General features: G+C 40.3%; 14 protein-coding genes and 1 riboswitch. Of the genes, 2 read left to right on the forward strand and 12 right to left on the reverse strand.

What is annotated here, in order from left to right; genetic code table 11:
* Positions 1–28: 28 nt before the first annotated feature.
* The 12 genes from PFJ30894_RS10360 to PFJ30894_RS10415 all read right to left on the reverse strand — a co-directional run bounded on the left by PFJ30894_RS10360 (position 29) and on the right by PFJ30894_RS10415 (position 9974).
* Entirely contained in the window at positions 29–781 is a 753-nt protein-coding gene (locus tag PFJ30894_RS10360) for an exodeoxyribonuclease III (protein ID WP_125669763.1), read from the reverse strand.
* 179 nt (positions 782–960) lie between these two features.
* A complete protein-coding gene (locus PFJ30894_RS10365; protein ID WP_125669764.1) occupies positions 961–1233 on the reverse strand; it encodes an anaerobic ribonucleoside-triphosphate reductase in 273 nt (90 codons plus the stop codon).
* Between the two features lie 142 nt (positions 1234–1375).
* On the reverse strand, positions 1376–1951 hold the full coding sequence (locus PFJ30894_RS10370; protein WP_125669765.1) for a hypothetical protein: 576 nt from the start codon (positions 1949–1951) through the stop codon (positions 1376–1378).
* A gap of 15 nt (positions 1952–1966) precedes the next feature.
* Positions 1967–3196 (reverse strand): phosphopentomutase, encoded by a 1230-nt coding sequence (locus PFJ30894_RS10375; RefSeq protein WP_125669766.1) that lies wholly within the window; start codon positions 3194–3196, stop codon positions 1967–1969.
* 1 nt (position 3197) lies between these two features.
* Positions 3198–3974, reverse strand: a complete 777-nt coding sequence (udp, locus tag PFJ30894_RS10380) for a uridine phosphorylase (protein WP_125669767.1) — start codon at positions 3972–3974, stop codon at positions 3198–3200.
* A gap of 152 nt (positions 3975–4126) precedes the next feature.
* Positions 4127–4771, reverse strand: a complete 645-nt coding sequence (locus PFJ30894_RS10385; protein ID WP_021717930.1) for a lactate utilization protein — start codon at positions 4769–4771, stop codon at positions 4127–4129.
* A 12-nt stretch (positions 4772–4783) separates the two neighbouring features.
* A complete protein-coding gene (gene pyrR, locus PFJ30894_RS10390; RefSeq protein ID WP_021717931.1) occupies positions 4784–5338 on the reverse strand; it encodes a bifunctional pyr operon transcriptional regulator/uracil phosphoribosyltransferase PyrR in 555 nt (184 codons plus the stop codon).
* 20 nt (positions 5339–5358) lie between these two features.
* On the reverse strand, positions 5359–6303 hold the full coding sequence (locus tag PFJ30894_RS10395; RefSeq protein ID WP_113077830.1) for an RluA family pseudouridine synthase: 945 nt from the start codon (positions 6301–6303) through the stop codon (positions 5359–5361).
* On the reverse strand, positions 6267–6710 hold the full coding sequence (gene lspA / locus PFJ30894_RS10400; protein ID WP_021717933.1) for a signal peptidase II: 444 nt from the start codon (positions 6708–6710) through the stop codon (positions 6267–6269). Before lspA ends, PFJ30894_RS10395 begins: the two co-directional genes overlap by 37 nt.
* Before the next feature lie 214 nt (positions 6711–6924).
* Positions 6925–8064, reverse strand: a complete 1140-nt coding sequence (locus tag PFJ30894_RS10405) for an acyl-CoA dehydrogenase family protein (RefSeq protein WP_021717934.1) — start codon at positions 8062–8064, stop codon at positions 6925–6927.
* Between the two features lie 62 nt (positions 8065–8126).
* Positions 8127–8567, reverse strand: a complete 441-nt coding sequence (locus tag PFJ30894_RS10410; protein ID WP_125669768.1) for a hotdog family protein — start codon at positions 8565–8567, stop codon at positions 8127–8129.
* 228 nt (positions 8568–8795) lie between these two features.
* Positions 8796–9974 (reverse strand): phosphoribosylaminoimidazolecarboxamide formyltransferase, encoded by a 1179-nt coding sequence (locus PFJ30894_RS10415; protein ID WP_346265874.1) that lies wholly within the window; start codon positions 9972–9974, stop codon positions 8796–8798.
* 39 nt (positions 9975–10013) lie between these two features.
* A riboswitch (ZMP/ZTP riboswitch) is annotated at positions 10014–10090 on the reverse strand.
* A 103-nt stretch (positions 10091–10193) separates the two neighbouring features.
* Here PFJ30894_RS10415 and PFJ30894_RS10420 point away from each other — a divergent pair.
* Together PFJ30894_RS10420 and PFJ30894_RS10425 are read left to right on the forward strand one after the other, a co-directional pair.
* A complete protein-coding gene (locus tag PFJ30894_RS10420) occupies positions 10194–11090 on the forward strand; it encodes a 4Fe-4S cluster-binding domain-containing protein (RefSeq protein WP_125669769.1) in 897 nt (298 codons plus the stop codon).
* 273 nt (positions 11091–11363) lie between these two features.
* On the forward strand, positions 11364–12149 hold the full coding sequence (locus PFJ30894_RS10425; protein WP_125669770.1) for an ATP-binding cassette domain-containing protein: 786 nt from the start codon (positions 11364–11366) through the stop codon (positions 12147–12149).
* Positions 12150–12248: the final 99 nt, after the last annotated feature.

The raw sequence follows: 12248 nt of genomic DNA on the forward strand, positions 1-12248 counted from the left end.
ATTTTGACCTCTTGTCATTACTAAAAATTTATTTCAAAACTAATCCGACTGGGCAATGGTCACTGCCCGTGATATCAGCATAAATCACGCTGTCTTCTATTCTGTCAGCCCATCTGTCAGAAACAAGCCAATAATCAATACGCCATCCCGCATTCTTTTCGCGCGCTTTAAACATATACGACCACCAGGTATAAGCACCTTCTTTTTCGGGATAGAGATGGCGAAACGAGTCAGTAAACCCCGCCGTTAACAACTCCGTCATTTTTGCTCTCTCTTCATCAGTAAACCCAGCATTATTACGATTAGTTTTCCAGTTTTTCAAATCTATCTCACGATGAGCAACATTAAGATCTCCGCAAACAAGCACCGGTTTAATTTGGTCAAGCTTCAACAGATAATCACGAAATGCATCTTCCCATATCTGTCTGTAATCCAACCGTTCCAGCCCGCGCTGTGAATTAGGCGTATATACATTTACCAGATAAAACTCCTTATATTCGGCAGTAATAACACGCCCTTCTTTATCATGTTCTTCAATTCCCAAACCATAGGTGACAGTAAGAGGCTTGACTTTAGAAAAAACAGCCGTACCGGAATACCCCTTTTTTTCAGCGCTGTTCCAGTACTCCTCATATCCAGGAAAAACAAACTCCGCCTGCTCACGCTGCATTTTTGTTTCCTGAACGCAAAAAACATCTGCGTCGACGCTGTCCATAAATTCTTTAAAGCCTTTATTCATACAGGCCCGCAGCCCATTTACATTCCAAGAAATAAATTTCATCTCAACACTTCCCATCTGCAGTTTTTTTGACTAAAAAAATTCTTTAATAGTAATATTTTATCATTTATCATAGCTTTTTTAAAGAGACTTCACCGAACAGGATTTGACAATTCTGCAAACAAACGTACACCCAAATAAAAAACCTCGACCATATCAGGTCGAGGCATTAAAACTTAATTTCATTGAATATGAGAAACTCTATCAGCGGCTTCTTTTTTCTTAGCATCGTTAAAACGCGGCAAAGTACTGAGATAACCGGTAATACGGCGTACACGCACTATGGTGTCATAATGTGGTTTAACAACTACATTATTACCGTCAAGCCCTAAATCCAAAGACAACAATGTTTTATGCGGCATTACCTGTAATTGATTATTGAGATAAATGGCGGCTTCTTCTTGCGAGATCCCATCCGCGCAATTAATTTTTATACCATGCAGTTCATAGGTCATGTTAACCAGCTCCTTAGATAAAATTCCATGACCTAATTATAAATCAATAATAATTATTTGTAAAGCCCTTTCTACAATATTTTGTGTTTATTTCACTTATTAACTTTTCCATATACAATATTTAGTACATCATTTTATGACTTCAATTAATAACAGGACGATTTTCCATGATATTTACCTGTTTGCTGATTGCCCATTTCATAGTTTCTTCCGGAGCAGTCTGATTCCCCAATTCTTTTATCTCATTTTCCCTAATCCGTTTTTTAGAGAATCTATCACCATCTTTTCGGTAAACATAGATATCAGCATTTAAAACCGTTCTTACATAGGTTGAACCGTCTTCATTACGCCATATCATTCCCTGCACCATCTGCTCGTACATGTCGTGCACAATGACCAAAACTAACGCTTCCGCTGGTATTTCTTCTGCTATCTTCCTCGTAACAGATTGGTCGACAACGCTTTTTCCATGTCCCGTAAAAATATTTTCTGCAGTCACCTTTTTAGTCCGATCTGTATCAACCAGCTTAAAATCAGGGAAATGATACGCCCAACGTACAGGCTCACGCCACATTTTATAAACCTGCTGCGTTACGTTACCACTGTTATCAAAAACTACAAAGGCTACAGGCTGATCAGCAAAAGCGGCAGCCGTATTAGGAACAATTGCCACTATTGTTAATAAAACAGCCAACAACAGCCCGTTAAATTTTTTCATTAATACTCCCTCCTATCAGCGTAATTCAGCAGCTTTACCATTGGCAAGCCGCTCTATACCTAAATGAACAGCTATTGTCTGACCGATATCAGAAAACGTCCGCATGGGTAGTAAAGCCTTACTAACAATATTTTTACCAAAAAACAAGACCGGAATTTTTTCACGTGTATGGTCACTGCCACTCCAGGTTGGATCACATCCATGATCTGCAGTAACCAGCAACAGGTCATCTTGCTTTAATAACCTAAGCAGTTCAGGCAAACGATCATCAAAATATTCCAATCCTTCCCCATAGCCTTCAACATCACGCCGATGCCCGAAGGAAGAATCAAAATCCACAAAATTTACAAAAACCAGGCTATTATCAGGAGCTTCTTGCACAGCCTGCAATGCAGCGGCAAATAATTTATCAAGACCACTGGCAGGATAATGCTTCGTAATTCCGCGGTGAGCAAAAATATCAGCAATTTTACCCACCGCATAGACACTGCCGCCTGCGGCTACCAGTTTGTCCAGCAACGTATCAGCAGGAGCAGGCACAGCATAATCATGCCTGTTGCCAGTCCGCACAAAATCTTCTGCACGAGTGCCCACAAAAGGACGCGCTATAACGCGCGCTATATGGTAAGGCTTAACTAGTTCATAGCAAATCTTACATAATTCATATAATCGTTCAAGACCAAACACTTCTTCATGCGCCGCAATTTGCAAAACACTGTCTGCGCTGGTGTAAATAATTGGCTTGCCAGTCTTTAGATGTTCTTCACCCAGTTCTTTTATTATTTCAGTTCCAGATGCATGCTTTTCCCCCAATACCCCCGGCAAATTTCCCTGTTTAATAATTTTCTCAACTAATTCCTTTGGAAAACATTTTAGCTGCTGCGGAAAATACCCCCAGTCAAAAAGTACCGGGACGCCTGTAATCTCCCAGTGCCCGCTCAGAGTATCTTTACCATGGCTTATTTCCTCTGCATAAGTATAAGCAGCATCGATTTTACTATCGTCACTGCTTAGAGGATACGCCAGCTTTTGACCACGGCTGAGCTCTGCCGCACCTGCCAGTCCTAACCTTGCCAGATTAGGCAGATGTAAATACCTGGGACTTCCATCCGCACTTTTGCGGTTTGCAGCCATCCACTCACAAATATGCCCTAATGTATCTGCACCGCTGTCACCAAACTTTTCAGCGTCATGGGCATAGCCAATACCAAAAGAATCCAATAATAAAATAATACTTCTTGCCATGTTATTTACCTGCCTTTATTAAATCCTGCAAAGTCTTTTTTACTACTGCCTGAAATCTTTGCGAAGCCAATTCGTAAAGATCCGGCGGCGCAACCAGTTCGCTGTCAGTCCTTTTAGCAACGACGCCGCAAATTGAAGCCGCTTGCAAACCAAAACTCTGAGCAACTATAAACAGCGCCGCAGTTTCCATCTCATAATTTAAAGCTCCTAATGCCTGCCACTCTTGTAGACTCCCCTGCAATGATTTTCTCACATAGCCTGTATAGCTGTCATAACGTTCCTGACCAGGCCAAAAAGTATCACTGGAAACAGAAATACCAGTATGATATGGAATTGACAGACTTTCTGCTGCCTGCTGCAGGGCCAGAGTTAACTCAAATGAAGCCACTGCAGGAAAATTCAAAGGCGCATAGTGCTGTGACGTTCCGTCTAAACGTACTGCCGCTTTATTGATAACAAGATCACCAAGTTCTACATCTTTCTGAATAGAACCAGTTGTTCCGACACGAATAAAATTCTTTATGCCAAGACGTGCCAATTCTTCCATTCCTATGGCGACAGAAGGTCCTCCCATGCCTGTAGAACAAACCAATACCGATGTTCCTTCAACATCCGCCAGCCAGCTTGTATATTCACGATGACAACCGACAGGCTCAGCGGTGCCAAGAGCTCTGGCCAACGCTTCTACACGCCCTGGATCTCCAGGCAGCAAAGCATACTCTGCTCCTTTAATCATTTCTGCTGAAATACCAATATGATAAAGAACTTCATTAGGCATTACTTTATTCCCCACGCTACTGCCTCGCTTTCTTAAAATTATACTTCTACTTAATCTATATATTCGCCATTTTCATACTTGCTCCTGCTAAAAGATATTACAGCAATGTGAAATAAAAAACTGCCGCAGCAAATGCTGAGACAGTAATATTTTTAATAACCCAAACTCTCGCCAACTAAAATCACTTTGATTTTTCCTTTAGGTTTACAGCGTCTGGTAGTCAATATATAATTGCAAATACAGTCAGGTGCGTTACAATCTGCACAAAGCCCTGTTTCCATACAAGGAGTTTTTAACTGAGGAAAACGCTGAACATTAATAGGCGCCGCCAACATTCTCACACGTGCCAAAGCATCATCCTGGGTTTTGACGATTTTATTGATCCCTGCAATAACAATTACACTTTTAGGACCATACACCATAGCTGCCACACGATTTCCAGTACCATCAATATTTACCAGCTGTCCATCTTCACTAACAGCATTACTGCTCATTAAAAAAGTATCACACAACAGTGCTTTACGCATCAGCTCCGTTCTCTGCGCAGGTGTTTCTGCCGTGTCACGGTCAATAACCTTATAGCGTCCGCTTCGCATTACATCTAACAGTCCAATTTCCTGTATGGTAACGGAACCGCCCCAGGATACAACGTCGTCTTCAGATATAAGTTCTAATGCTTTGTCTAAAGCCGCAGGCTTATCCGAACAATAAAAAGCTTCAAAACCACGTCTTTCCAAATTTTTCAAAACTGTTTTACATGCAGCTTCACTGCGTAATTGAGTAGGAGTTTTTGCCATTCTGCTCACCTCTTATTCTGCAACTACTTCCCCTATGAATACTTCATCAGTTTCATCATGTTCTTTTAAAGTAACTTCAATAGTTTCCTTATGAGCAGTTGGTACGTTTTTACCAACAAAATCAGCGCGAATAGGCAATTCCTTATGTCCTCGATCAATAAGCACTGCTAATTGGATAGACCGTGGGCGTCCCATGTCAATGACAGCATCCAGCGCGGCTCTAATCGTACGACCAGTATAGAGAACATCATCTACTAAAACGATATTCTTCCCATTCAGATCAAAATCAATATCAGTTCCATGTACGATCGGATTATACCCCAAGGTAGAAAGGTCATCACGATATAAGGTAATATCAAGCATACCCACTTTTACTTTTACGCCTTCAATAATTTCAATTTCCTGTGCAATCCGTTGTGCCAACGGCACTCCTCTGGTTCGAATACCAACAAGCACAACATTATTGACACCCTTGTTCTTTTCGATGATTTCATGTGCGATACGTACCAACGCACGACGCATTGCATCACTGTCCATAATAACATTTTTCTTAACTACTTTACTCATACAGCTCACCTCAAAATATTTTAGAATTGTCCGTTACGTAAACGGGTAATAATTTTCTGCATATCTTCCGGCAGCCCCGCCTCAAACCGCAGCCGTTCTCCTGTACGCGGATGTGTAAACTCCAGTTCCTGTGAATGAAGTGCCTGCCCATGAATCGCAAATGGAACCTTCATCGGAGAATATTTAGGATCTCCTACTAAGGGATATCCCAAATAGTCCATATGGACACGTATCTGATGTGTTCGACCTGTTCTCAAACGGCAGCGTACAATAGTAAAACGTCCAAAACGCTCAAGCACTTCATAATCAGTTACTGCGGTACGCCCACCCTCTTGTACTACCGTCATCTTTTTACGGTCATTTTTATCACGAGCTATCTTCGCCGAAATTGTCCCGGTATCCTCTTTTATATTGCCCCTGACAATAGCAATATATGAACGTTTGGCAGTTTTGTTTTGAATCTGTTCCGATAAAGATATATGTGCAGCATCATTCTTAGCTACAATCATGATGCCTGAAGTATCCTTATCCAAACGGTGCACAATCCCCGGCCTGATTACATTATTTATCCCTGATAAATTTTGGCAATGATGAAGCAGTGCATTAACAAGAGTACCGGTATAATGGCCTGGTGCTGGATGCACCACCATCCCACGACTTTTATTAACAACAACTACATCTTCATCTTCAAAAATAACATCCAAGGGAATAGCCTCAGAACGAATTTCTAAAAGTTCCGGCTCTGGCAGCATAACTGTGAACACATCGCCGGCCTTAACTTTATAGTTGGCTTTAAACACTTTTGCTCCACGAAATACACGCCCTTCCTCCAAAAGTTTTTGCATATTGGAGCGCGACACCTCTAGTTTTGCAGCCAGATAAATATCGAGTCTTTGACCAACATCATTTTCTGCAGCAGCAATATTTTCTACTTCTTCAGTATTTCTGTCTGTATTAAATTCCATATAATAAAACCCACCCCTACACAAATAGCAATATCTGCCACATTAAAAATAGGCCAGATACGAAAATCAAAAAAATCTACAACCATACCATTTTCAGCTCTGTCTATCAGATTACCGACAGCCCCACCAATAAAAAGTGCTGTTCCGGCCCGCACACACAAAGGTTCTGCTAAGATTTCTTTTCTAAACCACCAAACTATGACCAGCACCAGCAAAGCTACACAAATAAAAAAAGTTCTGTTATGAGCAAACATTCCAAAGGCAGCCCCTGGATTCAAAATATAAGTTAAATGGAAAATGTTAGGAATGATGGGAATACTTTGTCCTTCAGCCATCATAGCTACAACTATATTTTTTGTCAATTGGTCAAGCAAAACGACTAACGCCGCCAGCCAAATCAAAATCATAAGTTACTCCTATATTTATAAAAATTACTCTTATTATTATACCTGTAAAATTATCTTTTTTCAATGCTTCTTTGCCATAGTGTAATGAGAATCACTTGAGTAATCAGTCTTAATAATTAAAGTATATATTTTTTTACATTTATGCATAAATAATTTTGACAGTCCTATATAAAAAACCCGGCACCAAATAGTACCGGGTTTTATAAATAAACTATTAGTACAGAATTTTATTAGCTATAACCAAACGTTGAATTTGGTTTGTGCCTTCATAAATCTGCATGATCTTAGCATCACGCATCATTTTTTCAACCGGATATTCACGGGAATAACCATAACCGCCCATTACCTGAACAGCATCAGTAGTCACCTGCATAGCCACATCAGCAGCATAACATTTAGCCATAGCCGCCTCTTTGGAAAATTCCAGCCCCTGGTCACGCATCCAGCATGCTTTCAGTACCATCAATCTTGCCGTTTCAACCTTCATAGCCATATCAGCAATCATGGACTGGATCATTTGGAAAGAAGCAATCGGCTGGCCGAATTGTTTTCTTTCTTTAGCATATTTTACAGCACAATCTAAAGCAGCCTGAGCCAGACCAACGGATACTGCTCCAACAAAAGGACGTGCAGAATCCAAAGTATTCATTGCTATACGGAAGCCCTCGCCTTCACGGCCAACACGGTTAGCTTCTGGAATCACGACATCCTGTAAAATCAATTCACAGGTATTAGAGGGGCGGATGCCCATTTTATCCTCTTTTTTACCAACAGTAAAGCCAGGTGTTCCTTTAGGTACGATAAATGCAGTCAAACCACGGATACCACCGGATTTGCGGGTATTAGCAAATACAAGATAAGTATCTGCAATTCCACCATTAGTAATAAACGCTTTAGTACCATTAAGAGTATAAGTTCCGGCTTCCTTGTTTTTTACAGCTGAAGTAGCGACACCACCGGCATCTGAACCTGCACCAGGTTCAGTTAATGCAAACGCAGCCAGTTTACCATCATTAAGTAAATCACAATGCGCTTGTTTCTGTTCTTCAGTGCCGGCAATCAAAATAGGATAAGACGCCAGGGAGTTCGCAGCCATTGAGGTAGCAACACCTGCACAGCCTTTGCCCAGTTCTTCATAAATAACGGCAACTGTAACGCTGTCCAGTCCAGGTCCGCCATATTCTTCTGGAACAATAACATTCAAAAGCCCCATATCAGCAGCTTTTTCAAGCAGCCCGGGCATAGATTGATTATTTCTGTCCATTTCGGCAGCGTAAGGGGTAATTTCTTTTTCTACAAAATCCCTCACCATTTCCTGTAATTCAAGTTGTTCTTCATTAAGTGCAAAATCCATTTTGTCCTCCTTGTGTTAAGGCTTAAGCCAAATTGCTTGTTAAGGCGACTTGCCGTCAGCCTTTACCATTTACGGGGTATATCCTTAATTGTTTCCACAACAAACAAAGTCGTCAGTACCGTTGCCAACAGAGTATCATTTTCATCATATACCTCAGCTTCGGCCACAAGAGTCATTCGTCCGCAATGGCAAATCTTACAGACAGCATAAAGTTTTTCAGCTGCTGTGTATTTTACAATGTTACAACAAAAATTTAATGTTTCAGCTTCGACACCAACGCTGACAGCGCTGATTTGCAATACAGATTCAAGAAGACGATAAATAACGCTGCTACGGACCTTACCACGATGATCAAGGTCAATACCGGCCGTCAGAGAAAAACTTATCCGTATCTGGCCGCAGTTTAACTGTTCTATACTCAGCGCCGGATCATCTAAAAAGCGCCTTTCCAGACAAGCCGATTGCACTAAGAAAAGTATTCCCGATACATTTTCAGTACTCACGAACTACTCATCTCCTACTTGCCATAATCTTACTAAAACATAAACATATTTTGGACATTATACCTTGTGTATTTTACCACAAAAAATTTACTAACTCAATAGTTTTCAGACAATTTTATGCGATTTATGTAAAAAAAATACCACAACAGCTTCCAACGCCCACAAAACTGACTTGTCAGTCATTTTTGTTCAAAAAAATCCGCCAAAGTTTTCTTTGGCGGAAAGTTATTAATGATGGAACAAACGTAAACCAGTAAATGCCATTGCGATATTATATTTATCACATGTTTCAATAACATTATCATCTCTGATACTTCCGCCTGCCTGAGCAATATAATCTACACCGCTGCGGTGAGCGCGTTCAATATTATCACCAAACGGGAAAAAAGCATCACTGCCAAGAGAAACTCCGTGCAGCTTATGAAGCCATACTTTTTTCTCTTCACGTGTCAGCGGAGCTGGTTTTTCGGTAAAGAACTGTTCCCAAATTCCATCTGCAAGTATATCTTCATAATCGTCAGAAATATACACATCAATAGTATTGTCCCGATCAGGACGTCGAATACTGTCCTTAAAAGGCAGTTCTAAAACACTGGGGTTCTGGCGCAGCCACCAGTTATCAGCTTTATTTCCGGCAAGCCTTGTACAATGAACACGAGACTGTTGCCCCGCACCAATACCAATCGCCTGTCCATCTTTAACATAGCAGACGGAATTCGATTGCGTGTATTTCAAAGTAATCAACGCAATCAGAAGATCACGTACTGCATCCTCAGGAATTTCTTTATTGACAGTCGGACGATTTACCAGCAGCTCTGACGTAATTTTAGCCTCATTACGGTCCTGTTCAAAAGTTATACCAAATACATCTTTCGTTTCCTGTATCTCTGGAATATAAGACGGATCAATTTTTATAATATTATAAGTGCCCTTACGTTTAGTTTTTAAAATTTCCAAAGCTTCCTCTGTATAGCCGGGGGCAATAACGCCATCTGAAACTTCTCGAGCCAGCATAGCTGCAGTCTCCTTGTCACAGATATCTGATAAAGCGACAAAGTCTCCGTAAGATGACATACGGTCAGCACCACGAGCCCTGGCATAAGCAGTAGCCAACGGAGTCAGAGCTAGATCGTCAACATAATATATTTTTTTCAGTACATCGCTCATCGGCAATCCAACGGCAGCACCGGCTGGACTTACATGTTTAAAAGATGCTGCTGCAGGCAGGCCGGTAGCTTCCTTTAATTCTTTTACTAACTGCCAGCTGTTAAAGGCATCCAGAAAATTAATATAACCAGGGCGGCCGTTCAAAACCTCAATTGGCAGTTCACCTATTTTACTATAAATACGCGCCTTACTTTGATTTGGATTACAGCCATACTTCAATAGCAGCTCTTTCACGACTATTCCTCCTTAAAAATATATAAAAAAACCGACACTTCTGGGGTAAAACGCCCAGACGGTCGGCAACACCGGTCATACTCCACGTGGTTAATCCACTTCCGTCAGTTATATGACCTACTTCTGCTTTAGATTATACTTTTTACCGCTCTTTTTGTCAATTATCCTTTTATCTCTTGTCCAACTATGCTACAATTTAGAAAATACTCCAAAGGAGATGTTTTAATGACTTACTGTTACGTCTGCCCACACCGCTGCGGAGTTGACAGGGCAGAAACAATGAACAGTCCAAATGGTATTTTCGGTTCCTGCGGCTGCGGTATGCAGCCAATAGTTGCCCGTGCGGCACTGCATATGTGGGAAGAGCCATGCATAAGCGGCACCAAAGGTTCAGGCACTGTTTTTTTTAGTGGCTGCAATTTACATTGTGCATTCTGCCAAAATTACGAAATCAGCTGTTTAAATAAAGGACAGGAAATATCCGTTGAAAGATTAAAAGAAATTTATTTTGACTTAATTAAACAAGGAGCCCATAATATCAATTTAGTTACAGCAACACATTTTACTGAGGCTATTATCGCAAGCTTACAGGAACCATTGCCAGTCCCTGTAATTTATAATACCAGTGGTTTTGAAACTGTCGATACAATACACAGATTGAAAAATAAAATACAAATATGGCTTCCCGATCTAAAATATAGTGACGATTTAGCCGCAATAAAGTACAGTAATGCGCCTAATTATTTTAATACTGCTACAACGGCCATAAAAACCATGTACAAACAAGTCGGGCCCTACCAAATCGATGAAAATGGTTTATTAAAAAGTGGTGTAATTATCAGGCATCTGCTGTTACCGAATATGTTAGAAAATACACTAAGAGTAATAGACTGGATCGCTGACAATTTTGAACCGGGGCAAGTCCTGTTTAGTCTGATGCATCAATATATTCCATGCGGCCGAGCCGCTGAATACCCTGAAATAAACCGTGTTGTTACTGCAGAAGAATATCAAAAAGTTGAGCAGTACCTTTTCAATTCCGGTATTGAAGACGGCTTTATTCAGGAAGATACCGCTGCCAGCGCTGATTTTATTCCCATCTTTGATGGGACTGGAGTTTAGTTGACAAAGATTTTATAATCCTATATTATAAAAATATAATTATGAATATTGAAAGGACACTTGAACGAATGAAAAACTGATCCAATTTCGCACCTTATCTGAAAAAGACACAAAAACAGCTTAAAACCAAAAGCTTTGTTAAGTGTTGTCTTTTATCAGTAAGTCAGAATGGATCATTTTCTGCGATTTGAGGCTAAGTCTACCTTTACACCTCCCATTCTGTCTTGAATCGGGAGGTTTTTATTGTCTTCGAAAGTTAGGAGTTGAAATTATATGTACATCCTCGAAACCAATTCATTTAAATATTATTTAGGCGAAAGACTATTATTCAAACTGCCTGCTTTAAAACTACATACAAAAAGCCGTATAGGCCTGATCGGGCTGAACGGAAGTGGAAAAACAACTTTATTAGAGTTATTAGCAGGTATAAGACCAATTCCTGCAGCCGCAAAAATCATTTGCAAAACAACAATGACTATACTACCGCAATTAAAAGAAAGACTCTCCAAAAGCGGTGGCGAAACGACTCAAACCTACATCCTGCAGGCGCTCAAACAACAATCCGGTTTGCTGCTGGCAGACGAACCAACTAATAATCTTGATATGGACCATTTGTTATGGCTTGAAAAGGAACTTCGGCATTACTCAGGAGCCTTAATATTAGTTTCCCACGATCGTGATTTTTTAGATGCATTATGCAATGAAATCTGGGCTTTGGACGATAAACAACTTCAAATATATCAAGGTAATTACAGTAATTATCAGCAGCAAAAGATAATTTCTGAAAAAACTCATGATCAAGCTTATCGTAAATATATTATGCAAAAAACTCATTTAGAAACAGCTTTTTCTGCCAAACAGCAGCAAGCGCAAAAAGCTGTTAAAACCACGAAGATATCTTTATCAGAAGCCAGGATTACCGGAGCTAAACCCTACTTTGCTAAAAAACAGAAAAAGTTACAGCAAACAGGTCAATCCATACTGACGAGGTTAGACAAACTTAAACAGATAGAAAAAAGACAATCCTTACCAATAATAAAAATGAATTTACTGTCTTAAAAACTATGGCAGGGACAAATTTTAGTAAGAGCACATAACTGGTCTTATATTATTGATAAAAAACCGCTCTGGCAAACAGCAAGTTTTTCAGTAAAATCC

It is taken from the genome of Phascolarctobacterium faecium (assembly GCF_003945365.1).
GTDB classification, from domain to species: domain Bacteria; phylum Bacillota; class Negativicutes; order Acidaminococcales; family Acidaminococcaceae; genus Phascolarctobacterium; species Phascolarctobacterium faecium.

What these genes read in the sequence shown, in the direction of transcription:
- PFJ30894_RS10360 (WP_125669763.1), bottom strand. Translation starts at nt 781, where the DNA reads ATGAAATTTATTTCTTGGAATGTAAATGGGCTGCGGGCCTGTATGAAT.
- PFJ30894_RS10365 (WP_125669764.1), bottom strand. Translation starts at nt 1,233, where the DNA reads ATGACCTATGAACTGCATGGTATAAAAATTAATTGCGCGGATGGGATC.
- PFJ30894_RS10370 (WP_125669765.1), bottom strand. Translation starts at nt 1,951, where the DNA reads ATGAAAAAATTTAACGGGCTGTTGTTGGCTGTTTTATTAACAATAGTG.
- PFJ30894_RS10375 (WP_125669766.1), bottom strand. Translation starts at nt 3,196, where the DNA reads ATGGCAAGAAGTATTATTTTATTATTGGATTCTTTTGGTATTGGCTAT.
- udp (WP_125669767.1), bottom strand. Translation starts at nt 3,974, where the DNA reads ATGCCTAATGAAGTTCTTTATCATATTGGTATTTCAGCAGAAATGATT.
- PFJ30894_RS10385 (WP_021717930.1), bottom strand. Translation starts at nt 4,771, where the DNA reads ATGGCAAAAACTCCTACTCAATTACGCAGTGAAGCTGCATGTAAAACA.
- pyrR (WP_021717931.1), bottom strand. Translation starts at nt 5,338, where the DNA reads ATGAGTAAAGTAGTTAAGAAAAATGTTATTATGGACAGTGATGCAATG.
- PFJ30894_RS10395 (WP_113077830.1), bottom strand. Translation starts at nt 6,303, where the DNA reads ATGGAATTTAATACAGACAGAAATACTGAAGAAGTAGAAAATATTGCT.
- lspA (WP_021717933.1), bottom strand. Translation starts at nt 6,710, where the DNA reads ATGATTTTGATTTGGCTGGCGGCGTTAGTCGTTTTGCTTGACCAATTG.
- PFJ30894_RS10405 (WP_021717934.1), bottom strand. Translation starts at nt 8,064, where the DNA reads ATGGATTTTGCACTTAATGAAGAACAACTTGAATTACAGGAAATGGTG.
- PFJ30894_RS10420 (WP_125669769.1), top strand. Translation starts at nt 10,194, where the DNA reads ATGACTTACTGTTACGTCTGCCCACACCGCTGCGGAGTTGACAGGGCA.
- PFJ30894_RS10425 (WP_125669770.1), top strand. Translation starts at nt 11,364, where the DNA reads ATGTACATCCTCGAAACCAATTCATTTAAATATTATTTAGGCGAAAGA.